At 71.8% G+C, this 22,452-nt stretch carries 18 protein-coding genes; 9 read left to right on the plus strand and 9 right to left on the minus strand.

Annotated features, from left to right (window positions below; all coding sequences use genetic code 11):
- Positions 1–24: 24 nt before the first annotated feature.
- On the minus strand, positions 25–3,540 hold the full coding sequence (metH, locus tag LE548_RS20225; protein WP_225098297.1) for a methionine synthase: 3,516 nt from the start codon (positions 3,538–3,540) through the stop codon (positions 25–27).
- Between the two features lie 340 nt (positions 3,541–3,880).
- On the opposite strand from metH, the gene LE548_RS20230 reads away from it, so the two are divergent.
- The 6 genes from LE548_RS20230 to LE548_RS20255 all read left to right on the plus strand — a co-directional run bounded on the left by LE548_RS20230 (position 3,881) and on the right by LE548_RS20255 (position 10,965).
- Positions 3,881–4,645, plus strand: coding sequence for an IclR family transcriptional regulator (locus LE548_RS20230; protein ID WP_225098298.1), 765 nt, complete (start codon positions 3,881–3,883; stop codon positions 4,643–4,645).
- 346 nt (positions 4,646–4,991) lie between these two features.
- Positions 4,992–5,786: an MIP/aquaporin family protein gene (locus tag LE548_RS20235; RefSeq protein WP_225098299.1), complete on the plus strand. Its 795-nt coding sequence runs from the start codon at positions 4,992–4,994 to the stop codon at positions 5,784–5,786.
- A 63-nt stretch (positions 5,787–5,849) separates the two neighbouring features.
- Positions 5,850–7,388: a glycerol kinase GlpK gene (glpK, locus tag LE548_RS20240; RefSeq protein WP_225098300.1), complete on the plus strand. Its 1,539-nt coding sequence runs from the start codon at positions 5,850–5,852 to the stop codon at positions 7,386–7,388.
- A 41-nt stretch (positions 7,389–7,429) separates the two neighbouring features.
- Positions 7,430–9,046 (plus strand): glycerol-3-phosphate dehydrogenase/oxidase, encoded by a 1,617-nt coding sequence (locus LE548_RS20245; RefSeq protein ID WP_225098301.1) that lies wholly within the window; start codon positions 7,430–7,432, stop codon positions 9,044–9,046.
- Between the two features lie 108 nt (positions 9,047–9,154).
- Positions 9,155–9,826 (plus strand): FadR/GntR family transcriptional regulator, encoded by a 672-nt coding sequence (locus LE548_RS20250; RefSeq protein WP_225098302.1) that lies wholly within the window; start codon positions 9,155–9,157, stop codon positions 9,824–9,826.
- 143 nt (positions 9,827–9,969) lie between these two features.
- On the plus strand, positions 9,970–10,965 hold the full coding sequence (locus LE548_RS20255; protein ID WP_225098303.1) for a PAC2 family protein: 996 nt from the start codon (positions 9,970–9,972) through the stop codon (positions 10,963–10,965).
- Between the two features lie 61 nt (positions 10,966–11,026).
- Here the strand turns inward: LE548_RS20255 and mshC are convergent, their stop codons facing one another.
- The 6 genes from mshC to LE548_RS20285 all read right to left on the minus strand — a co-directional run bounded on the left by mshC (position 11,027) and on the right by LE548_RS20285 (position 16,701).
- Positions 11,027–12,256: a cysteine--1-D-myo-inosityl 2-amino-2-deoxy-alpha-D-glucopyranoside ligase gene (gene mshC, locus LE548_RS20260; protein WP_225098304.1), complete on the minus strand. Its 1,230-nt coding sequence runs from the start codon at positions 12,254–12,256 to the stop codon at positions 11,027–11,029.
- 121 nt (positions 12,257–12,377) lie between these two features.
- On the minus strand, positions 12,378–13,217 hold the full coding sequence (locus tag LE548_RS20265) for an SCO1664 family protein (protein ID WP_225098305.1): 840 nt from the start codon (positions 13,215–13,217) through the stop codon (positions 12,378–12,380).
- Positions 13,181–13,771 (minus strand): DUF3090 domain-containing protein, encoded by a 591-nt coding sequence (locus tag LE548_RS20270; RefSeq protein ID WP_225098306.1) that lies wholly within the window; start codon positions 13,769–13,771, stop codon positions 13,181–13,183. The genes LE548_RS20265 and LE548_RS20270 overlap by 37 nt, the downstream gene beginning before the upstream one ends.
- A gap of 107 nt (positions 13,772–13,878) precedes the next feature.
- Positions 13,879–14,577, minus strand: a complete 699-nt coding sequence (locus tag LE548_RS20275) for a histidine phosphatase family protein (protein WP_225098307.1) — start codon at positions 14,575–14,577, stop codon at positions 13,879–13,881.
- Positions 14,578–14,626: 49 nt separating this feature from the next.
- Positions 14,627–15,415: a ferritin-like domain-containing protein gene (locus LE548_RS20280; RefSeq protein WP_225098308.1), complete on the minus strand. Its 789-nt coding sequence runs from the start codon at positions 15,413–15,415 to the stop codon at positions 14,627–14,629.
- 230 nt (positions 15,416–15,645) lie between these two features.
- The gene (locus LE548_RS20285; RefSeq protein WP_225098309.1) at positions 15,646–16,701 is read right to left on the minus strand and encodes an LLM class F420-dependent oxidoreductase; all 1,056 of its coding nucleotides are present in this window, start codon (positions 16,699–16,701) and stop codon (positions 15,646–15,648) included.
- A 136-nt stretch (positions 16,702–16,837) separates the two neighbouring features.
- Between LE548_RS20285 and LE548_RS20290 the strand changes: the two genes are divergently transcribed.
- Together LE548_RS20290 and LE548_RS20295 are read left to right on the plus strand one after the other, a co-directional pair.
- A complete protein-coding gene (locus LE548_RS20290; protein ID WP_225098310.1) occupies positions 16,838–17,821 on the plus strand; it encodes an aldo/keto reductase in 984 nt (327 codons plus the stop codon).
- Positions 17,818–20,373 carry a helix-hairpin-helix domain-containing protein gene (locus LE548_RS20295; protein WP_225098311.1) on the plus strand — a complete coding sequence of 852 codons (2,556 nt, stop codon included), beginning with the start codon at positions 17,818–17,820 and terminating at the stop codon, positions 20,371–20,373. The genes LE548_RS20290 and LE548_RS20295 overlap by 4 nt, the downstream gene beginning before the upstream one ends.
- Positions 20,374–20,466: 93 nt before the next feature.
- Here the strand turns inward: LE548_RS20295 and LE548_RS20300 are convergent, their stop codons facing one another.
- The gene (locus tag LE548_RS20300) at positions 20,467–21,153 is read right to left on the minus strand and encodes a hypothetical protein (RefSeq protein WP_225098312.1); all 687 of its coding nucleotides are present in this window, start codon (positions 21,151–21,153) and stop codon (positions 20,467–20,469) included.
- Positions 21,154–21,200: 47 nt separating this feature from the next.
- On the opposite strand from LE548_RS20300, the gene LE548_RS20305 reads away from it, so the two are divergent.
- Positions 21,201–21,389 carry a DUF5703 family protein gene (locus LE548_RS20305; protein ID WP_225098313.1) on the plus strand — a complete coding sequence of 63 codons (189 nt, stop codon included), beginning with the start codon at positions 21,201–21,203 and terminating at the stop codon, positions 21,387–21,389.
- Positions 21,390–21,500: 111 nt separating this feature from the next.
- Here LE548_RS20305 and LE548_RS46080 read toward each other — a convergent pair whose 3' ends face one another.
- The gene (locus LE548_RS46080; protein WP_225098314.1) at positions 21,501–22,376 is read right to left on the minus strand and encodes a chaplin; all 876 of its coding nucleotides are present in this window, start codon (positions 22,374–22,376) and stop codon (positions 21,501–21,503) included.
- Positions 22,377–22,452 lie beyond the last annotated feature (76 nt).

Raw genomic sequence — 22,452 nt, forward strand, 5'->3', positions numbered from 1 at the left:
GCCCCCTGCCGAGCCCCGGAGGGCTCAGCGGGCGTTGAAGTACTTCGCCTCCGGGTGGTGGATGACGATCGCGTCCGTGGACTGCTCGGGGTGCAGCTGGAACTCCTCGGACAGGTGGACCCCGATCCGCTCCGGCTGGAGCAGCTCGGCGATCTTCGCGCGGTCCTCCAGGTTCGGGCAGGCGCCGTAGCCGAGCGAGAAGCGGGCGCCCCGGTACTTCAGGGCGAACATGTCCTCGATCTCGGCCGGGTCCTCGCCGGCGAAGCCCAGCTCGCCGCGGACGCGGGCGTGCCAGTACTCGGCGAGCGCCTCCGCCAACTGCACGGACAGGCCGTGCAGTTCGAGGTAGTCACGGTAGGAGTTGGCCTCGAACAGCTTGGCCGTCTCCTCGCCGATGCGGGAGCCGACGGTGACGACCTGGAGGCCGACGACGTCCGTCTCCCCCGACTCCTCCGGGCGGAAGAAGTCGGCCAGGCACAGCCGGCGGCCCCGGCGCTGGCGCGGGAAGGTGAACCGGGTGCGTTCGTTGCCCCGCTCGTCCAGGATGATCAGGTCGTCGTCCTTGGAGACACAGGGGAAGTAGCCGTAGACGACGGCCGCTTCGAGGAGGTTCTCCGTCTGGAGCCGGTCCAGCAGACCGCGCAGCCGCGGGCGCCCCTCGCTCTCCACCAGGTCCTCGTACGACGGTCCCTCGCCGGTGCGGGCCTGCTTGAGCCCCCACTGGCCCTTGAACAGGGCGCCCTCGTCCAGCCAGCTCGCGTACTCCTTGAGCTGGATGCCCTTGACGATCCGGGTGTCCCAGAACGGCGGGGTCGGCACGGGGTTGTCGGTGGCGACGTCGGAGCGGACGTGGCCCTCCTCGGGCCGCTCCTCGACCTCGACTGCGGCCGCGGCCCGCACCCGGCGCTGCTTGAGCTCGGGCAGCTTGGCTCCGGGGACCCCGCGCTTGACGCCGATCAGGGCGTCCATCAGCCGCAGGCCCTCGAAGGCGTCACGGGCGTAGCGGACCTCGCCCTCGTAGAGCTCGTGCAGGTCCTGCTCGACATAGGCGCGGGTCAGGGCGGCGCCGCCGAGGATGACCGGGAAGCGTGCGGCCAGGCCGCGCTGGTTCAGCTCCTCCAGGTTCTCCTTCATGATCACCGTGGACTTCACCAGCAGACCGGACATGCCGATCACGTCGGCCCGGTGCTCCTCGGCCGCCTCCAGGATCGCGGAGACGGGCTGCTTGATGCCCAGGTTGACGACGTTGTAGCCGTTGTTGGACAGGATGATGTCGACCAGGTTCTTGCCGATGTCGTGCACGTCGCCGCGCACGGTCGCCAGCACGATGGTGCCCTTGCCGTCGGCGTCCGATTTCTCCATGTGCGGTTCGAGGTAGGCCACGGCAGCCTTCATCACCTCGGCGGACTGCAGCACGAACGGCAGCTGCATCTGGCCGGAGCCGAAGAGTTCGCCGACGACCTTCATGCCGTCCAGGAGGGTCTCGTTGACGATGTCCAGGGCCGGACGCTCGACGAGGGCCTCGTCCAGGTCGGCTTCCAGGCCGTTGCGTTCACCGTCGATGATCCTGCGCTTGAGGCGCTCCTCCAGCGGGAGGGCGGCCAGTTCCTCGGCCTTGCCGGCCTTCAGCGACTTGGCGGTGGCGCCCTCGAAGAGCTGCATGAGCTTCTGCAGGGGGTCGTAGCCCTCGCTGCGGCGGTCGTGGATCAGGTCGAGGGCCGTCTGCACCTCTTCCTCGCTGAACCTGGCGATCGGCAGGATCTTCGACGCGTGGACGATCGCCGAGTCCAGGCCCGCCTTGACGCACTCGTCCAGGAAGACGGAGTTGAGCAGGATGCGGGCGGCCGGGTTCAGGCCGAAGGAGATGTTCGACAGGCCGAGGGTGGTCTGGACCTCGGGGTGGCGGCGCTTGAGTTCCCGGATGGCCTCGATGGTGGCGATGCCGTCCTTGCGGGACTCCTCCTGACCGGTACAGATGGTGAAGGTCAGGGTGTCGATGAGGATGTCCGACTCATGGATGCCCCAGTTCCCGGTCAGGTCGGCGATCAGCCGCTCGGCGATCTCCACCTTCTTCTCGGGGGTGCGCGCCTGGCCCTCCTCGTCGATCGTGAGCGCGATCAGCGCGGCACCGTGCTCCTGCGCCAGCTTGGTCACGCGTGCGAAGCGGGACTCCGGGCCGTCGCCGTCCTCGTAGTTCACCGAGTTGATCACGGCGCGGCCGCCGAGCTTCTCCAGGCCGGCCTGGATGACGTCGACCTCGGTGGAGTCCAGCACGATCGGCAGCGTGGACGCGGTCGCGAAGCGCCCGGCCAGCTCCTCCATGTCGGCCACGCCGTCCCGGCCGACGTAGTCCACGCACAGGTCCAGCATGTGCGCGCCCTCGCGGATCTGCTCGCGCGCCATCTCCACGCAGTCGTCCCAGCGGGCCTCCAGCATGGCCTCACGGAACTTCTTCGACCCGTTCGCGTTCGTCCGCTCGCCGATCGCCAGGTAGGAGGTGTCCTGACGGAACGGGACGGTCTGGTAGAGCGAGGCCGCGCCCGGCTCGGGGCGCGGGTCGCGCGCGGGCGGGGTCACGCCCTGGACGCGCTCGACCACCTGACGCAGGTGCTCGGGGGTGGTGCCGCAGCAGCCGCCGATCAGGGAGAGCCCGTAGTCCCGTACGAAGTTCTCCTGGGCCTCGGCCAGCCCCTCGGGGCCGAGCGGGAAGTGGGCGCCGTCCTTGGTCAGCACCGGCAGGCCCGCGTTCGGCATGCACAGCAGGGGGATGCGGGAGTGCCGGGTGAGGTAGCGCAGGTGCTCGCTCATCTCGGCCGGGCCCGTCGAGCAGTTCAGGCCGATCATGTCGATACCCAGCGGCTCCAGCGCCGTCAGGGCCGCGCCGATCTCCGAGCCCAGCAGCATGGTGCCGGTGGTCTCGAAGGCCATGGACACCAGCAGCGGGACGTCCACGCCGAGGCGCTCCATCGCGCGCCGGGCGCCCAGCACGGAGGCCTTGGTCTGCAGGAGGTCCTGGGTGGTCTCCACGATCAGGGCGTCGGCGCCGCCCGTCAGCAGGCCCTCGGCGTTCGCCTGGAAGCCGTCCCGGAGGACGGTGTAGCCGATGTGGCCGAGGGTGGGCAGTTTGGTGCCGGGGCCGATGGAGCCGAGGACCCAGCGCCGGCGGCCGTCCCCGGCGAAGAACTCGTCGGCCACCTCGCGGGCGATGCGGGCGCCGGCCTCGGACAGTTCGTGGACGCGGTCGGCGATCTCGTACTCCGCCATCGCCGCGTGGTTGGCGCCGAAGGTGTTGGTCTCGACGCAGTCGACGCCCACCGAGAAGTACGCCTCGTGCACCGAGCGCACGATGTCGGGGCGGGTCAGGTTGAGAATCTCGTTGCAGCCCTCAAGCTGCTGGAAGTCGTCGAGCGTGGGTTCCTGGGCCTGGAGCATGGTGCCCATGGCTCCGTCGGCGACCACCACACGGGTGGCGAGTGCCTCTCGGAGCGCGGACACCCGGGTCCGGCTGTCGGCGGAAGGGGACGGCGGCAACGAGGCCATGAAGGGGCTCCCTAAGTGCGACGGCTGTCGGCTATGCGGTGTCCCGATGTACCGGCGGGATGCCGCACGGCGTCAGAGTAACCGGCAGTCGGCTTGGATGGGCAGCGCCGTCCACGAGGCGGACTCGGGTGGCGCTCGCGTCACACTCGGGCCACGTGTGATGTAACAGGTGTCGACCGACCATTAGCGGGAGGTCGGCATGGACCGGTAGTGTTCGACATTGCCGAACGCTGGGTAGCAGGACATGCAGACGGTGCCGACGCGGTCGGCACCGGCCGACGGCACGGCGGCGTTCGCCGGAGGTTCGTCGGCAGTCGAAGGGGACGGAGGCAGGACGGCGATGGCACGGAACATCCAGTCGCTCGAACGGGCGGCCGCGATGCTACGGCTGCTCGCGGGCGGCGAGCGCAGGCTGGGCCTGTCGGACATCGCCTCGTCGCTGGGCCTCGCCAAGGGCACGGCCCACGGCATCCTGCGCACCCTCCAGCAGGAGGGCTTCGTCGAGCAGGACGACACCTCCGGGCGCTATCAGCTGGGCGCGGAGCTGCTGCGCCTCGGCACGACCTATCTGGACGTGCACGAACTGCGGGCGCGGGCCCTGGTGTGGACCGACGACCTGGCCCGCTCCAGCGGGGAGAGCGTCTATCTGGGCGTCCTGCACCAGCAGGGCGTGCTGATCGTGCACCACGTCTTCCGGCCCGACGACAGCCGGCAGGTGCTGGAGATCGGCGCCATGCAGCCGCTGCACTCCACGGCGCTGGGCAAGGTGCTCTCGGCGTACGACCCGGTGGCGCACAGCGAGGCGCTGGAGACCGAGCGGAAGGCCTTCACGGACCGCACGGTGTCCGACTGGGACGACTTCGAGCATCTCCTCGACCTCACGCGCGCGCGTGGCTACGCGGCCGACGTGGAGGAGACCTGGGAGGGCGTGGCGTCCATCGCCGCGCCCATCCACGACCGGCGCCGGATGCCCGTGGGTGCGGTCGGTATCACCGGCGCCGTGGAGCGGCTGCGCCCGGACGGCGAGCTGCGGCCCGAGCTGATCGCGGCGGTGCGCGACTGCGCCCGCGCGGTCTCCAGGGACTTGGGCGCGGGACGGTTCTGAGCGCCCGTTCTCCCTACTGGGGGTTGACCGGAACGCCGGGCGGCGTTCCGGTTCTCGCCCTACCCTGAAGTGGACATATCGGACAAGAGCTCACGACTGCACTCGAAGAGTGATAGCTGGATGCGATCAATAACGATCCTGTTTTCGATAACAGAACCCTTGACGCATGCGTAAGGCCGAAGCAAGACTCCCGTCCATCGGTCGGCATTGTCGAACACCTACCGGCAATACGCGCTAGAGTGTGACAACGCCAAGGGCCGGCATCGCTCTCACCCCCGAGGGCGCCTGAACCCCCGGTGGGACCCGGGGTTCGGCCAACCCTGGACGAAGGACAAAGGAGTCGCGGGTGTCCAGCTCCGACATCTTCATCGGCGAGACCATCGGTACCGCCATACTCATCCTGCTCGGCGGCGGCGTCTGCGCGGCCGTCACGCTCAAGGCCTCCAAGGCCCGTAACGCCGGTTGGCTCGCCATCACCTTCGGGTGGGGCTTCGCCGTTCTGACGGCCGTGTACATCTCCGGACCCCTCTCCGGTGCGCACCTGAACCCCGCCGTCACCGTCGCCCTGGCCATCAAGAACAGCGACTGGAGCAACGTCCCGGTCTATCTCGCCGGCCAGCTGCTCGGCGCGATGATCGGTGCGGCCCTGGTGTGGGTCGCCTACTACGGCCAGTTCCACGCCCACCTGACCGACAAGGAGATCGTCGGCGGTCCGGGCGCGCAGGACACGGCGGCCAAGGCCGTCGAGGCCCAGGAGACGGGCGCCGGCCCGGTCCTCGGCATCTTCTCCACCGGCCCGGAGATCCGGAACGTGGCGCAGAACCTCGCCACGGAGATCATCGGCACCGTGGTGCTGGTCCTCGCGGTCCTCACGCAGGGCCTGAACGACAAGGGCAACGGCCTCGGTGTCCTCGGCGGTCTGGTCACCGCGCTCGTGGTGGTGTCGATCGGTCTGTCGCTCGGCGGTCCGACGGGCTACGCGATCAACCCGGCCCGTGACCTCGGCCCGCGCATCGTGCACGCCCTGCTGCCGCTGCCCAACAAGGGCGGTTCCGACTGGAGCTACGCCTGGATCCCGGTGGTCGGCCCGCTGATCGGCGCCGCTATCGCCGCAGGCATCTACAACGTCGCCTTCGCCTAGCACACGCCTCGCAGCACGCGCCGTACGTACCGCCCCTCACCACGGATCTTTCAGGAGCACACAGTGACCGACGCCCACACCGCAGGCCCCTTCATCGCCGCGATCGACCAGGGCACCACCTCCTCGCGCTGCATCGTCTTCGACCGGGACGGCCGGATCGTCTCCGTCGACCAGAAGGAGCACGAGCAGATCTTCCCCAAGCCGGGCTGGGTCGAGCACGACGCCAACGAGATCTGGACCAACGTCCAGGAAGTCGTCGCCGGGGCCATCCAGAAGGCCGGCATCACCCGTGACGACATCAAGGCCATCGGTATCACCAACCAGCGCGAGACGACCGTGCTGTGGGACAAGAACACCGGTGAGCCCGTCCACAACGCCCTTGTCTGGCAGGACACCCGCACCGACGCGCTCTGCCGGGAGCTGGGCCGCAACGTCGGCCAGGACCGCTTCCGCCGCGAGACCGGTCTGCCGCTCGCGTCGTACTTCTCCGGTCCGAAGGCCCGCTGGCTGCTCGACAACGTCGAGGGGCTGCGGGAGCGCGCCGAGGCGGGCGACATCCTCTTCGGCACCATGGACACCTGGGTCATCTGGAACCTGACCGGCGGCGTCAACGGCGGCAAGCACGTCACCGACGTCACCAACGCCTCCCGCACCCTTCTCATGAACCTGCACACGATGCAGTGGGACGAGAAGATCGCCGAGTCGATCGGCGTGCCGCTGCAGATCCTGCCCGAGATCCGCTCCTCCGCCGAGGTCTACGGCGAGATCAAGGGCGGCAAGCTCGGCGAGCTGCTCGGCGGCATCCCGGTCGCCTCCGCGCTCGGCGACCAGCAGGCGGCCCTGTTCGGCCAGTGCTGCTTCGCCGAGGGCGAGACCAAGTCGACCTACGGCACCGGCACCTTCATGGTGATGAACACCGGCGACAAGATCATCAACTCCTACGCCGGTCTGCTGACCACGGTCGGCTACAAGATCGGCGAGCAGCCGACGGTCTACGCCCTGGAGGGCTCGATCGCCGTCACCGGCTCGCTGGTGCAGTGGATGCGCGACCAGATGGGCCTCATCTCCACCGCCGCCGAGATCGAGACGCTCGCGCTCTCGGTCGAGGACAACGGCGGTGCCTACTTCGTGCCGGCCTTCTCGGGCCTGTTCGCCCCGCACTGGCGTTCCGACGCCCGCGGTGTGATCGCCGGTCTCACCCGGTACGTCACCAAGGCGCACCTCGCGCGCGCCGTCCTGGAGGCCACCGCGTGGCAGACCCGGGAGATCGCCGACGCCATGGTCAAGGACTCCGGCGATGAACTGGTGGCGCTCAAGGTGGACGGTGGCATGACCGCCAACAATCTGCTGATGCAGACGCTCGCCGACGTCCTGGACGCGCCCGTGGTGCGCCCGATGGTCGCGGAGACCACCTGCCTCGGCGCCGCCTACGCCGCCGGCCTGGCCGTCGGCTTCTGGTCCAGCACCGACGAACTGCGCGCCAACTGGCGCCGGGCCGCCGAATGGACCCCCCGCATGGACGCGGAGACCCGCGACCGTGAGTACAAGAACTGGCTCAAGGCCGTCGACCGGACCATGGGCTGGATCGAGGACGAGGACTGAGCTGCCCCCACGACAGCTCTGACGAGGAGTAAGTACCCGACATGACCAGTCAGTCCACCCTGAGTTCCGTGCCTGCCCTGGGGACGCACCCGGCCTCCGGTTCCAACCCGAGCCGGGCCGAGACCAGGGAGCAGCTCTCCAAGGCGTCGTACGACCTTCTGGTGATCGGCGGCGGCATCCTGGGCATCTCCACCGCCTGGCACGCCGCGCAGTCCGGCCTGAGGGTGGCGCTGGTCGACTCCGGCGACTTCGCCGGTGCCACCTCCTCCGCCTCCTCCAAGCTGCTCCACGGCGGCCTGCGCTACCTGCAGACCGGCGCGGTGAAGCTGGTGGCGGAGAACCACTTCGAGCGCCGTGCGGTCTCCCGTCAGGTGGCCCCCCACCTGGCGAACCCGCTCACCTTCTACCTCCCCGTGTACAAGGGCGGGCCGCACGGCGCGGCGAAGCTCGGCGCGGGCGTCTTCGCCTACTCCGCGCTCTCCGCGTTCGGCGACGGCGTGGGCCACCTGCTCTCCCCCGCCAAGGCGGCGCAGGACGTGCCCGAGCTGCGTACCGAGAACCTCAAGGCCGTGGCCGTGTACGGCGACGACCAGATGAACGACGCCCGCATGGCGCTGATGACGGTCCGCGCAGCCGTCGAGGCGGGGGCGGTCGTCCTCAACCACGCCGAGGTCACCGGGCTGCGCTTCACCCAGGGCCGGGTGACGGGCGCCGACCTGAAGGACCGCCTGTCCGGCGAGGAGTTCGGCGTGGGCGCCCGCCTGGTGCTGAACGCGACCGGCCCGTGGGTCGACCACCTGCGCAGGATGGAGGACCCGAACGCGGCGCCGTCCATCCGTCTGTCCAAGGGCGCGCACCTGGTCCTCAAGCGCACCTCCCCGTGGAAGGCCGCGCTCGCGACCCCGATCGACAAGTACCGGATCACCTTCGCCCTCCCCTGGGAGGACATGCTGCTGCTCGGCACCACCGACGAGGAGTACGAGGGCGACCCGGCGGACGTGTCCGTCAACGACAAGGACATAGCCCAGATCCTGGACGAGGCCGCGTTCTCCGTCCGGGACCAGCAGCTCCAGCGCGACCTGATCACCTACGCCTTCGCCGGCCTGCGGGTGCTGCCGGGCGGCCCCGGTGACACCGCCAAGGCCAAGCGCGAGACCGTGGTGACCGAGGGCAAGGGCGGCATGCTGTCCGTCGCCGGCGGCAAGTGGACCACCTTCCGGCACATCGGCCGTACGGTCATGCAGAAGCTGGAGGCGCTGCCGGGTCACCCGCTCGGCGACGACTTCGAGCCGATCTCGTCGCTGCCGAAGAAGCTCCCGCTGCCCGGCGTCGCCAACCCCCGCGCGGTCGCGCACCGGCTGCTGGTGGACCACCCGGCCCCGGGCCCGCGCATGGCGGCGGACACCGCGAAGCACCTGGCCACCCACTACGGCTCCCTGGCCTTCGACATCGCCCGCCTGGCGAACGAGAACCCGGAGCTCGCCGAGCGCGTCCACCCGGACGCCCCGGAGATCTGGGCGCAGGTCGTCTGGGCCCGCGACCACGAGTGGGCCGAGACGGCGGACGACGTGCTGCGCCGCCGTACGACGCTGACGATCCGGGGCCTGGCCACGGACGAGGTCCGCGCGAAGGTGCAGGACGTGCTCGACAAGAAGTGACCCCGGCAGGGCAGAGGGGCGGTGCCACTCCGGTGGGGCCGCCCCTGTCGCGTACTGTGCTGAGACATCCGATGTCCGGGGCAGGGCGCGGGCGACAGGAGGCCGGTCATGGCAGTCACCGACGAGGCGATCGAGAAGATCAAGGACATGATCGTCTCCGGTGCGCTGCGGCCCGGCGACCGGCTGCCCAAGGAGAGCGAACTCGCCGCCGCGCTGGGGCTGTCGCGCAACTCGCTGCGGGAGGCCGTACGGGCCCTGTCGCTGATCCGGATCCTGGACGTGCGCCAGGGCGACGGCACCTATGTCACCAGCCTGGACCCGCAGTTGCTGCTGGAGGCGATGAGCTTCGTCGTCGACTTCCACCGCGACGACACCGTGCTGGAGTTCCTCGCGGTGCGCCGCATCCTGGAGCCGGCCGCGACGGCGATGGCCGCGTCCCGGATCAGCGAGCAGCAACTCGACGCCCTGTCGGCCCGGTTGGACGCGCTGGGCGCCGAGCCCTCGGTGGAGGAACTGGTCGCCGCCGACCTGGAGTTCCACCGCGGCATCGCACGCGCCGCCGGCAACTCGGTGCTGTGCTCGCTGCTGGACAGCCTGTCCGGCCCGACCACCCGGGCCCGGATCTGGCGGGGTCTGACCCAGGAGGACGCCGTCGGCCGCACCCTGCGCGAGCACCGGGCGATCCTGGCCGCCCTGCGCGACCGCGACGCGGAGACGGCCCGCTCCTGGGCGACCGTGCACATCGCGAGTGTGGAGCAGTGGCTGCGCAGCACGCTGTGAGGTCCCGGCGAACCAGGGGTGTTCCGCACTGACGATCGGGGCAGTGATCCGTTCACTCCCCCGTGCAAGGGGGCTGCGGGCGCCCCCGCCGGACGCCGTAAGGTTGGTGAGTCAAGCGAGGGCACGTCGGAAGGAGGCACTGGGTGATCGAGCTGGAGGGGGTTCCCGAGCTGATCGACCCAGTCATGGTGGCCGCGTTCGAGGGCTGGAACGATGCCGGTGACGCCGCCTCCACGGCGGTCGCGCATCTGGAACGCGAGTTCAAGGGCGAGGTGTTCGCGGCGCTGGACGCCGAGGACTACTACGACTTCCAGGTGAACCGTCCCACGGTGTTCATGGACGGCGGCGTGCGCAAGATCACATGGCCGACGACCCGGCTGTCGGTGGTCCGCGTCGGCGGCGAGAAGCCGCGCGACCTGGTGCTGGTCCGCGGCATCGAACCGTCCATGCGCTGGCGCTCGTTCTGCAACGAACTGCTGGGCTTCGCGCACGAACTGGGCGTGGAGCTGGTGGTCATCCTGGGCGCCCTGCTCGGTGACACCCCACACACGCGTCCGGTGCCGGTCAGCGGGGTCACGTCCGACCCGGACCTGGCCCAGCGGATGGACCTGGAGGAGACCAAGTACGAGGGCCCGACGGGCATCGTCGGCGTCCTGCAGGAGGCGTGCACGCACGCGGGCGTCCCGGCGGTGTCGCTGTGGGCGGCCGTACCGCACTACGTCTCCCAGCCGCCCAACCCCAAGGCCACGCTGGCGCTGCTCAACCGGCTGGAGGACCTGCTGGACCTGCGCATCCCGCAGGGCGAGCTGCCCGAGGACGCGCGCGCCTGGCAGGTGGGCGTGGACCAGCTGGCCGCCGAGGACAGCGAGGTCGCCGAGTACGTGCAGACGCTGGAGGAGGCCCGCGACACCGCGGAGCTGCCGGAGGCGTCGGGTGAGGCGATCGCCCGCGAGTTCGAGCGGTACCTACGGCGCCGGGACGTGAACCCGCCGGGCGGCCACGCCACGGCGGACGGCACGGACACGGGCTCGTGGCTGCGGGACAGCCCCAGCGGGAAGAGCCGGCCGCCGAAGCCGCCGAAGCCGGATGCCGATGCCTCCGGCGGAGAGGCCGACGACGAGGGCGACTCGGAGGACTGAGCAGCACAAGGGGCGGTACGCGCGATGCGTACCGCCCCTTCGGCGTCCACCGGAGCCGAAGCTACAGCGCCACGCCCAGCAGCGCGTCCACCGCCCGCGTCACCAGGCCGGGGGCACCCGTGTCCGTGCCGCCCTCCCGCTCCTGCCGCTCCGCCCAACGGTCCACGGCGGCCAGTGCGGCCGGCGCGTCGAGGTCGTTCGCGAGGGCCTCGCGGATCTCCTCCACCAGGGCGTCGGCGGACGGGCCGTCGGGACGGGAGACCGCGGCGCGCCAGCGGCCGAGGCGGGCCACGGCGTCCTGGAGGACCTGGTCGGTCCACTCCCAGTCGGCGCGGTAGTGGTGGGACAGGAGGGCCAGCCGGATGGCGGCGGGGTCGACGCCGTCGCGGCGCAGCTGCGAGACGAAGACCAGGTTGCCCTTGGACTTGGACATCTTCTCGCCGTGCAGAGCGACCATGCCGGCGTGGACGTACGCCTTGGCCATGGGGAACTCGCCGGTGAGCACCTGGGCGTGCGAGGCGCCCATCTCGTGGTGCGGGAAGGCCAGGTCGGAGCCGCCGCCCTGGATGTCGAAGCCCATCCCCAGGTGGTCGAGGGCGATGGCCACGCACTCGATGTGCCAGCCGGGCCGGCCCCGGCCGAGGGAGCCGCCGTCCCAGCTGGGCTCGCCCTCGCGGGCCGCCATCCACAGCATCGGGTCGACCGGGTTCTTCTTGCCCGGACGGTCCGGGTCGCCGCCGCGCTCGGCGGACAGCAGCCGCATCGCGGCCGCGTCGAGGTTCGAGACCTTGCCGAAGTCCGGGTCGGACTCGACGGAGAAGTAGATGTCGCCGTCCAGCTCGTAGGCCGCGCCGAGTTCGCGCAGCCGCTCCACGAGCGGGACGATGCCGGGTATCGCCTCGACGGCGCCTATGTAGTGCCGGGGCGGGAGCAGCCGCAGGGCGGTCATGTCCTCGCGGAAGAGGGCCGTCTCCTTCTCGGCGAGGGCGACCCAGTCGATGCCGTCCCGCTCGGCCCGCTCCAGCAGCGGATCGTCGACGTCGGTGACGTTCTGGACGTAGTGGACCTGCCGCTTGGTGTCGAGCCACACGCGCTGGACGAGGTCGAACGCGTTGTAGGTCGCCGCGTGCCCCATGTGGGTCGCGTCGTACGGGGTGATGCCGCAGACGTAGATACGGGCGACGGGACCGGGGTCGAGGGTGACCAGACCGCCGGTCGCGGTGTCGTGGATCCTCAGGTCGCGGCCCTGACCAGGCAGGGCGGGGACCTCGGAAGCGGGCCAGGCATGCATGTACATGAGCCTAACCGGCCACGAGCTGCGTATACGAATGGGATCGCGTCAGATGGCCGGTTGGGCGGTCTTGTACATCGTCGCCGGATGTGCTTGCCGGAGCCCGGGGTGCCCGTCGTCGTCACACGGGCGGCCAGGGGATCGCGGGCCACTCCCCGCTCGGCTCCGGATGCACCCCCGTGGTGAGCAGATCCTCCACACGCGCGCGTGTGGCGTCGATCTCGGCCTCGGTGATCAGTCCGGTCAGCCGCTCGCCCAGCGGGCCCGCGAGGCCCTCCCGCAGGCCGCCCAGGACGTCGACGGCCTCGGGGGTCAGCGGTTCCCCGGCCCAGCCCCACAGCAGGGTGCGCAGCTTGTTCTCGACGTTGAAGGTGACGCCGTGGTCGATGCCGTAGAGCCGGCCGCCGGTGGTGGGCAGCAGATGGCCGCCCTTGCGGTCGGCGTTGTTGATCACCGCGTCGATGACGGCGAGCCGGCGCAGCCGCTCGTCGTCGGCGTGCACGAGCAGCGCCGTGCGCCCCTCGCCGACGTCGGCGAGGCCGATCGCCTTCCAGCCCGGCTCCGGCTCCTCGGCGTCGACCAGGGCCAGCAGCTCCGTCTCGGCCTGGACGTCGATCCACAGCTGGCACATGCCCTCGCCGTACGGCCCGTCGCGCAGCACGGTCGGCGGGACGAGCCCCCAGCCGGTGGCCTCGGAGACCTCGTAGGCGGCCACCTCGCGGCCCGCCAGGGTGCCGTCGGGGAAGTCCCACAGCGGGCGCTCGCCGGCCACCGGCTTGTACACGCAGGAGGCTTCCCGGCCGTCGAGGGCGACCGTGCAGAACAGCGCGGCGTTCGACGCCTCGCGGATCCGGCCGCGCACGGTCAGCTCACCGCTCGCGAGCAGCTCCGCGTCGGCCGTGCCGGAGGCCGTGCCGGGGGCCGTCACGCTCCCCGGCGGTATCCGTTCTGGCGCGGACATACGTGTCCTTCCGGGTCGAGCGGGAGGCTGCACAGCGGGCACGGCGGCCGCCCGGCGTTGACGACGTCGAGAGCGCGCTTGGCGAAGGCCCTGGCCTGCGCGCCGGTCAGCCGGACCCGCAGCATCGGGGGCCCGTTCTCCTCGTCCTGGAGCAGTCGCTCCTCGGCCTCGGCGAGGTCCTCCTCGGTGTCGGCGTCCAGCTCCACGAGAGCCTGCGCCTCGACGATCATGCGCTGTTCCTCGCCGTCCCAGGCCAGCGCCATGGTGCCGACGCGGAACTCCTCCTCGACGGGGGTGTCCAGCGGGCCGGTGTCGGCGATCTCGGCGGGCGCGACGGCGGGGACGGCCGCGCTGCCGCCGCTGCGTCGCACGACCTCGTCGAGCAGTTCGTCCATGCGCTCGGCGAGGGCGGCGACCTGGGTCTTCTCCAGTGCCACGCTGGTCACCCGGGAGCCTGCCGTGGCCTGGAGGAAGAACGTACGGCGCCCGGGCAGCCCGACCGTGCCGGCCACGAAGCGGTCCGGCGGGTCGTAGAGGAACACCTGACGGGACACGTCCTGTCTCCATTGGATTCGAGAGCTTCAGCGGTGCCGGCCACGCGGGTACGCGACTGCGGTGGATCCGACTGCGGTGGATCGCTTCACCCTACTGCGGCCGACGATCACGGTGCGCCCGCACCGCCCCCGACCGGTGCGTCGCCCTCGCCGGTGTCCCCGGCCGGTTCCTCGCGCGGGACGAGGGAGGCGAAGTCCCCGGTGTCGCCGAGCCGGATCAGGAAGGGCCTGAGACGGGTGTAGCGGATCGCGGTGACGGAACAGGGCTCCACGGAGATCCGCTGGAAGAGGTCGAGATGAAGTCCGAGGGCGTCGGCGACCAGCGACTTGATGATGTCACCGTGCGAGCACATCAGGTAGACGGCGTCGGCGCCGTGCTCGCGCTCCACGCGCGCGTTCCACTCGCGTACGGCCTCGGCGGCGCGGGTCTGCATGGCCCGCAGGGACTCGCCGCCGGGGAAGGCGGCGGCCGACGGGTGGGCCTGGACGACCTCCATCAGCGGCTCGTCCTTCAGCTCGGCGAGCTTGCGGCCGGACCAGTCGCCGTAGTGGCACTCCCCGATCCGCTCGTCGGTGTGGAGGCGCAGCTCAGGGCGGGCCTCCAGCAGCGGCCGCAGGGTCTCCTGGCAGCGTTGCAGGGGACTCGCGACGACCTCGGAGAGGGGCAGGCCCGCGAGCCGTGCGGGCAGTGCGGCGGCCTGCGCGGCACCCCGCTCGTCCAGGGCGACGCCCGGTGTCCAGCCGGCGAGCACGCCGGAGGTGTTGGCGGTGGACCGTCCGTGCCTTACGAGGATCAGCGTGGGCATGCGGCCCAGGGTAGGCGTAACCGCAGGTGCCCCGCTGAGCGGGCGGAGGTCACGCGAACTCGTGGGCCGGGGTGGCGGGCCCACCGAGGGCGTCACGGCGCTCGGGCGTGCGCAGATCGGCCATGCGGCGCCAGCCGGCGAGGCGTTCGTAGGCGTACACCGCGTGGATGCCTGCCGCGAGCAGCCCGGATTTGGCCCGGGACCAGCCCAGGATGCGGCCCATGTGGGCCATCACGGCGAGGCTGACGTCCCGGTGGACGGCGATCTCGGCGAGCGCGTACGCGCGCAGCGTCCGCTGGATCAGCCGGCCGTGCCCGGCGGCGGCGAACCGCAGCAGTTCCTCGTGGGTGTAGGCGAGGTGGTTGTCCTCGTCGTCGGAGATCATCCGGACGGCCCGGCCGACCTCCGGGTGGCTGGCGAAGTAGCGGAGGAGCAGCTCCATCTGTTCGGAGGCGCGCTGTTCGGTGACCCGGCTGTGCGCGAGGTACACGATGAGGTCCCGCTCACCGAGCGGCTCGTCGCGCCGGAGCCGGTCATGGGCGAGACCGATGCCGCGCCGCTCCAGGAGCATCGTGTAGTCGGTCTCGGGCGGTACGGCGACGGGGGTGAGCCCCCGCCTTCTCAGCAGGGCGTGGAAGATGCGTCCGTGCTTGTCCTCGTCAGCACCGTGGCGAGCGATCTTCGGGGCGAGCGCGTGTTCCCCCGGCGGTACGAGTGCGGCGATCCGGCCGTTCTCCCAGCCGCCCTGGGACTCGCCGCCGGCGGCGATGGAGCAGAAGAGCCGGAAGGACTCGTCGTGGTCGAGGATCTCCTGGAACAGACTCCTGGCCGAAAGCATCGACGCCACCTCTCCGCAAGATGCAAGATTCCGCAGCATTCGCGACATTCCGTAAAGGACGAGTCAAATACGGGCGGAGAGGGGGCGCAACACGGGCGCCCGACGACTCGGCCGAAAGAAGGAACGTCGGGGTCGTAACCGTGTGGCGCCTGGCGCGTTGTTCCCCGTGACGGCCGTGGCGGGGAAGACCCCCGAGCCCCCACCACGGCCGCAGAATCCTCTGCGAGAGCCTACGCCAGCCCGGCGCGCTCCAGGGCCTCGCTGCCGGCCCGCAGGGAGGCGAGCCGTTCCTCCAGGGTGAAGCCGGCCGGGGCGAGGCTGAGGGTGGTGACCCCGGCGTCCGCGTAGGCCTTCATCCGGTCGGCGATCCGGTCGACGGAGCCCAGCAGCGTCGTCTTGTCGATGAGGTCCTGCGGAACCGCCGCGGCGGCACCCGCCTTGTCCCCGGACAGGTACTTCTCCTGGATCTCGGCGGCCTCCTTCTCGTACCCCATGCGCCGCGCGAGCTGGTTGTAGAAGTTCTGCTTGGCGCTGCCCATGCCGCCCACGTACAGCGCGGTGTACGGCCGGAAGGTGTCGGCGAGCCGGGCCACGTCCTTGTCTTCGCCCACGGCCAGCGGCAGCGTCGGGCAGACGTCGAACCCCTCAAGGCTCTTGCCGGCCTTCTCACGCCCCGCGCGCAGGTGCGTGATCGTGGTCTCCTCCAGGTGCTCGGCGGAGGGGAAGATCAGCAGGGCGCCGTCGGCGATCTCGCCCGTCTGCTCCAGGTTCTTCGGGCCGATCGCGGCGATGTACAGCGGGATGTGCTCGCGCTGCGGGTGCACGGTCAGCTTGATCGGCTTGCCCGGGCCGCCCGGCAGCGGCAGCGTCCAGTGCTCGCCCTCGTACGTCAGCCGTTCCCGCGTCATCGCCCTGCGCACGATCTCCACGTACTCACGCGTGCGTGCCAGCGGCTTGTCGAACCTGACGCCGTACCAGCCCTCGGAGACCTGCGGGCCGGAGACGCCGAGCCCGAGCCGGAAGCGCCCGCCGGAGAGCGAGTCGAGCGTCGCGGCGGTCATCGCGGTCATCGCGGGCTGCCGGGCCGGGATCTGGAAGATGGCCGAGCCGACGTCGATGCGCTCGGTCTGGGCGGCGACCCAGCTGAGCACGGTGGCCGCGTCGGAGCCGTACGCCTCGGCGGCCCAGCACACGGAGAACCCCAGCCGGTCGGCCTCCTGGGCCACGGCCAGATTGTCCCCGTCCATTCCGGCACCCCAGTAGCCGAGGTTGATCCCGAGCTGCATGCCCGATCCCCTTACCCGTGAGTAACGTCCCTGTGGGGCGACCTTAGCGCGGGGGTGGGCCGCGTGTCCCCGAGCTGGTCCGTCGAGTTATCCACAGGCCACCCACGGCGCAGTTCTGGCCAGTAATCTCGCCCGCATGGAGCAGAGGCATCTCGGCCGTACGGGCCTGCGCGTGTCACGCATCGGTCTGGGCACCCTCACCTGGGGCAGGGACACCGACCAGCACGACGCCGCAGACATGCTGAAGGCGTTCTGGGAAGCCGGCGGATCGCTCGTCGACACCGCGGACGTGTACGGCGACGGGGAGGCCGAGTACCTGCTCGGACAGCTCATGGACGGGCTCGTCCCGCGCCGGGACCTCGTGATCTCGACCAAGGCCGGCAGCGTCCCCGACCCCGACCGCCGCTTCGACGGCTCCCGCGGCCATCTGCTCGCCGCGCTCGACGCCTCCCTCGCCCGCCTGGGCACGGACCACGTCGACGTGTGGCACGTGCACGCGTACGACCCCGACACCCCGTTGGAGGAGACCCTCCAGGCCCTCGACATCGCGGTGAGCAGCGGCCGCGCCCGCTACGCCGGAGTCTCCAACTTCTGCGGCTGGCAGCTCGCCAAGGCCGCCACCTGGCAGCTCGCGGCGCCCGGTACCCGGACCCGGCTGGCCAGCACGCAGCTGGAGTACTCGCTGCTCCAGCGCGGTGTCGAGCGCGAGGTGCTGCCCGCCGCGCTCGACCTCGGCGTCGGCCTGCTGCCTTCCTCCCCGCTCGGCCGGGGCGTGCTGACCGGCAAGTACCGGCACACCACTCCCCCGGACTCGCGCGGCGCCTCCGAGCATCTGGCGCCCTTCGTCGAGCCGTACTTGGACGACACCGCGACGCGCATCGTGGACGCGGTGACGACGGCCGCCGACGGGCTCGCCGTCACTCCGCTCCAGGTGGCCCTCGCCTGGGTCCGGGACCGGCCCGGCGTGGCCGCACCGATCGTCGGCGCACGCAACGCGCAGCAGCTCACGGCGGCATTGTCAGTGGAGGCCCTTAGTCTTCCTGACGAGATCTGCCGGGCGCTGGACGATGTGTCGGCGCCCGTGCACCGCTATCCCGATCACGACTGGAGCACGCTGTGAGCACGGAGCCGGAGACCACGGAGAAAGCCGGGCCGGGGACACCGGACACCCCCGAGGCCCCGGGTGAGGAAGCCGCGCCCGTGCCGGAGGGGAGCCGTGCGGGACGCACCGGTGCGGGCGGGGGCGAGGACGCCGGTGCGAGCGACGCCGAGGCCGGGGGCAGCGTGGGTGCGGGCGGAGCCCAGGGTGAGACCGGCTCGGGCGACGACGGGGGCGAGGACGCGGGCACGAGCGGGGCCGGGGGCGAGGCCGACGCGAACGGCAGCGCGGGGGCGAGCGGAGCCGAGGGCAGCACCGGCACGGACGCCGTCGAGGACGCCGGTGGCGACGGCGGGGCCGAAAACACGGGCACGAGCAGGGCCGAGGGCAACACCTCCACGGACGGCAGCGCCGGTGCGGCCGGCGACGACGCTGCTGGAGGCGCGAGCGCGGACGAAGGTGAGAGCGGCGCGGACGCCGGCGCAGGCGCGGACGGTGGCGGCGCCGAGGGCGACGGCGGCGGGGAGGGGACCCAGCTGTCCGAGGCGGAGGCCGAGTTGGCTGCGCAGCGGGTGGAGCGGGAGCGGATCGAGCGGCGCAAGGCCGAGAAGAGGGGTCCACTGGAGAGCGGCGCCAAGCTCAGCGGCAAGGCGGCCGACCTGCTCGCGGCGGTCCGGGCCGTGGAGAGTGGCGCGAAACCGACGGCAACGGCGTTCGCCGAGCCCGCGCCGGCTCCGCGCCGCCCGGCTCCGGAGCCGGTGCGCCGACCACAGCCCACCCCTGCCCCGGCCCTCGCATCCGTGGTGCCCGGCGCGCCCGCGCCGGAGACGGTCGATGCCGTCCGCCGGGTGCTGACGGAGGGCGGCGCGCCCGAGGCCCTCGCCCCCCGGGTGGCGGCGGCACTCGGCGAGGGCGCCGACCATGCCCTCCGGGAGGACCCCTGGCAGCTGCTGCGCATCGCGGGCGTACGGCCGGACCAGGCCGACGGCTTCGCGCGGGCGCTGCTCGGCTCCGGATGCCGGCCGGAAGACGAGCGGCGGGGCCGTGCGGTGACCGTCTGGCTGCTGGAGCAGGCCGCCCTGGCGGGGCACACCGCGCTGGAGCTGTCCACGCTCACCACGGCGCTGGGCCGGCAGGGCGTGCCCGACCCGGACACAGCGGTGCAGAACGCGCTCGCCGAGGGCGAGGCCCTGGCCTTCCAGGACGCCCTGGAGGACCCCGCGGGCGCTGCTCCCCGGGCGACGGAAGACGGCACCGAGGAAGACGACGAGGAGCGGCCGGTCCGCGTCCTCGTCGGCCTGGAGCGCTGGGCCCTGGCCGAGGAGAGCCTGGCCGACGGTCTGGCCCGGCTCGTCAACTCGCTGCCCACGGAGGCCGAGGAGGCGTGGCGGGCAGCCGCCGACGCGGTCTCCGGCGGTGCCGCCGAGCTGGCCCGCGCGGTCGCCGGGCACGGCCTGGTGCTGCACACCGGCGCGGAGGCGGCCCGCGCCGAACCGGCCGCGCTGCTCGACGCCGTCCGCGCCGCCGGCCTGCGGGCCTTCGCCGTCTGCCACACACCCGACGGCCGCCGTCGCCTGGCCACGCTGCAGGGCGCGAGCGTGGATGGGGAGGCGGCGGAGCGCGGCGTGGGTACCGTCGCCGGACTGCTGGTCGGTGCCGAAGGCCCCGGCCGGGATGCGGACGGGGCCCTGGCGCTGGATCTCCTGATCGTCATGGACGCGCCGCAGCTCGATGTGGAGAGCGCCGCGATGCTGGTGGAGTCGCTGCCGGACGGGGCCCGGCTGGTACTCAGCGGCGACCCCGCGGCGCTGTGGTCGGCCGGTCCGGGCCGGGTCTTCGCCGATCTGCTCGCCGCCCGCGCCTGCCCGCAGATCGCCTCCCGCATGCCCGACCCCGGCCCGATCGGCGAGCTGGTCTCGGGCATCGGCATCGGCGAGCTGAACCAGGTCCACGCCCCCGGCAAGGAGATCGTCATCGTCCCGGTGCGGGACGCGGGCGAGGCGGTGCACCGGACGGTCCAGCTGGTCGCGGACTCGGTGCCGCGCGCGATCGGGATCCCGGCCGACCAGACCGTGGTGATCACCCCGGGGCACGGCGGCGCCGCGGGCACCCGCGCGCTCAACGCCGTCCTGAAGGAGCGCCTCAACCCCGGCCCCGGCCGCTTCGGCGGCTTCGACCCCGGCGACCGGATCGCCTACGCCGCCGCTCCGGGTCGTACGGTGCCGGGCGTGGTGGTGAAGGCCGACGCCGACGGGCTGCACCTGTCCTGCGCCGGCGCCCCCGTGGTCGTACCCCGCGAGCGGGTGGAGGGGGCTGTACGGCACGGCTGGGCGCTGACCGCGCACCAGGCGGTGGGCACCCGCTGGCCGGCGGCGGTCGTGGTGCTGCCCGGCGACGCGGCGCAGGCGCTCAGCAGGCCGTGGGTGTACACGGCGTTCGGCCGGGCGGAGCGGCATCTGTCCGTGATCCACGGAGTGGAGCATGCCCTGCCGAAGGCAGTGGCGGAGACCCTGGCCAAGCCCCGCACGACCCGCTTGCAGACGCTGCTGCGGACGCAGGCGCCGAGCGAGTAGGTCTTTCTCTCCGCGTCAAGGAGAGAAAGCCACGACGGCGGATTCCGGCGGTGCCGTACCGGCCTCAGGCCCCTACGGCACCGCAGGCTCCGCTCACTTCCTGGTGTCCAGCGGCTCCAGATCCCCGTCCTCGTCCTCGACGAATTCGAGATCCTCGTCCTCGCCGTCTTCCTCGTCGTCGAACATCGCGCTGACGTCGAACCGGCACACCACCCCTTGCGGGTCGATGTGATCGAACGGTGTCTCCAGCCACTCCCCGGCCTCGGGGGGTTCCTCCGCGGCGGTGACCCAGAGCGTGGAGTCGCCCTCCTCCAGGCCGAACTCCTTGTGCCGGGAGGCGATCTCGTCCGGTTCGAACTCGCCGAAGAGGACGCCCAGCGCCCCGGGGACCGTAGCGGCGGCGCCCTCGGCCGAGCCGCCGGTCTCGTCGTACTCCGCCGCCTCGACCCGCTGGGCCTGCGCGAGCAGCCGCTGGGGTTCCGCGACGGCGTAGTCGCGGCGGATCAGCACGCTGATCGCGTTCGGTTCCTCGGGGCCCGCGTACGGCGGCAGCTCGTCCGCACCGGGGATCTCGAAGGGCGTGACCTCGTCGTAACGGTCGTAGAGCAACTCGTCGTACACCTCGGCGGCCGCGGCCAGCTGGTTGAACGCCTCGGAGACGGCCGGGTCGTCGTCCCCCGACCTGCGTTCGACCGCCGCCAGATGACGGTCGAGCGCGGTCTTGACCGCCTCGGCGGCCGCACGTACCTCGGCAGCGGTGGGCTGCGCAGCATCAGACATAGTGCAGACGCTATCCGTACCGGGCCCCAGCCCGCACAATAGATGCGATGCCGGAATACGAATTTGTCGACGTGTACGTACCTCGCGGGATCTCTCGCAAGGAGGCCACACGTCTGCTGACGGACCATGCCGAGTACGGACACTGGGAGTTGGACCGACTGAGCCTGATGCGCGATGGCAGCCGCAGGGTGCGGTTGCGCCGGCGGATCATCCGCCAGGTGCGAGCCACGTGGTGAGGCGGGAAAGATGAACGGAGCGGGCCCGGCCGGCATGGCAGGGCCCGCTCCGTTTACCAGGCCGTACGGCCTACAGTGCCGTACGGGCCGGTCCGTACCCGTCGTCGGCCCCTAGGCCGCGGCCCGCGCCTTGCGGTACAGCACCGCGCCCGCGATGAGCGCGCCCGCGCCGACCGGGAGCACGAGGCCGAGCGGCACATCGCTACCGGTGTGGGCGAGCTGGGCCGTGGTCGGCAGCTGGGCGTCATGGCCGCCCTGCGGGCCGACCTGCGTGGACCCGTGGGGCCCGTGGGTTCCCTGGGTCCCCTGCGGCCCGTGTCCGCCCTTGCCGGGCGGGGTGGTCGGACCTCCCGGGTGACCCGGCTGCCCGGGGTGACCCGGATGTCCGGGCTGCCCCGGCGGGTTGCCGTGGCCGCCACCGCCAGGCGGGTTTCCAGAGCCCCCACCGGGCGGGGTGCCCTGGCCGCCCCCGGGCGGGTTCCCGTTCCCGCCCCCCGGCGGCTGGGTCTGGTGCCCGCCCCCGCCGTTGGCGCAGTCGTTGCCCGTGGCGGTGTTGCCCACGCCGATGACGTTGACGCTGTTTCCGCAGACGTTCACCGGGGCGTCGATCGGCACCTGCACGGTGTTGCCGGAGCCGACGCCCGGCGAGCCGCCGGTGTGACCGCCCGCGTGTGAGCCACCAGAGCCACCGGAGCCCCCTGAACCGCCGGAGCCGCCGTAGCCGCCCTGGTCCCCGGACGCACCGCCGTGGTTGGCGCATTTGTTGCCCACCGCCGGGTTGAGCAGTCCGACGACGTTCACGGTGTTGCCGCAGATGTTCACCGGCGCGTGCACCGGCGCCTGCACCGTGTTGCCGGACAGTACGCCGGGTGAGCCGGCGGCGGTGCCGGTCGCGCCGGCGTCCGCGTGGGCGTAGCCGCTCGCGGCGGCGATCACCCCGGTCGCGGCGGCCATCGTCATCAGGCCTTTGCGTGTGCTCTGTCGCATGCTGATTCCCCCTGCCTTCGCTTCTCTTCGCTGCTTTTCGCTTCGTTTTCGGAACGAAAAGGCCGGTCGGGCCCCG

Origin of the sequence: Streptomyces sp. CoH27 (assembly GCF_020181035.1) — a bacterium.
Taxonomy (GTDB): Bacteria; Actinomycetota; Actinomycetes; order Streptomycetales; family Streptomycetaceae; genus Streptomyces; species Streptomyces camelliae.

Bases quoted from the DNA above. Each gene is read 5' to 3' on its own strand.
- metH (WP_225098297.1), bottom strand. From the start codon at position 3,540: ATGGCCTCGTTGCCGCCGTCCCCTTCCGCCGACAGCCGGACCCGGGTG.
- LE548_RS20230 (WP_225098298.1), top strand. From the start codon at position 3,881: ATGGCACGGAACATCCAGTCGCTCGAACGGGCGGCCGCGATGCTACGG.
- LE548_RS20245 (WP_225098301.1), top strand. From the start codon at position 7,430: ATGACCAGTCAGTCCACCCTGAGTTCCGTGCCTGCCCTGGGGACGCAC.
- LE548_RS20250 (WP_225098302.1), top strand. From the start codon at position 9,155: ATGGCAGTCACCGACGAGGCGATCGAGAAGATCAAGGACATGATCGTC.
- mshC (WP_225098304.1), bottom strand. From the start codon at position 12,256: ATGCATGCCTGGCCCGCTTCCGAGGTCCCCGCCCTGCCTGGTCAGGGC.
- LE548_RS20265 (WP_225098305.1), bottom strand. From the start codon at position 13,217: ATGTCCGCGCCAGAACGGATACCGCCGGGGAGCGTGACGGCCCCCGGC.
- LE548_RS20275 (WP_225098307.1), bottom strand. From the start codon at position 14,577: ATGCCCACGCTGATCCTCGTAAGGCACGGACGGTCCACCGCCAACACC.
- LE548_RS20280 (WP_225098308.1), bottom strand. From the start codon at position 15,415: ATGCTTTCGGCCAGGAGTCTGTTCCAGGAGATCCTCGACCACGACGAG.
- LE548_RS20285 (WP_225098309.1), bottom strand. From the start codon at position 16,701: ATGCAGCTCGGGATCAACCTCGGCTACTGGGGTGCCGGAATGGACGGG.
- LE548_RS20290 (WP_225098310.1), top strand. From the start codon at position 16,838: ATGGAGCAGAGGCATCTCGGCCGTACGGGCCTGCGCGTGTCACGCATC.
- LE548_RS20300 (WP_225098312.1), bottom strand. From the start codon at position 21,153: ATGTCTGATGCTGCGCAGCCCACCGCTGCCGAGGTACGTGCGGCCGCC.
- LE548_RS20305 (WP_225098313.1), top strand. From the start codon at position 21,201: ATGCCGGAATACGAATTTGTCGACGTGTACGTACCTCGCGGGATCTCT.
- LE548_RS46080 (WP_225098314.1), bottom strand. From the start codon at position 22,376: ATGCGACAGAGCACACGCAAAGGCCTGATGACGATGGCCGCCGCGACC.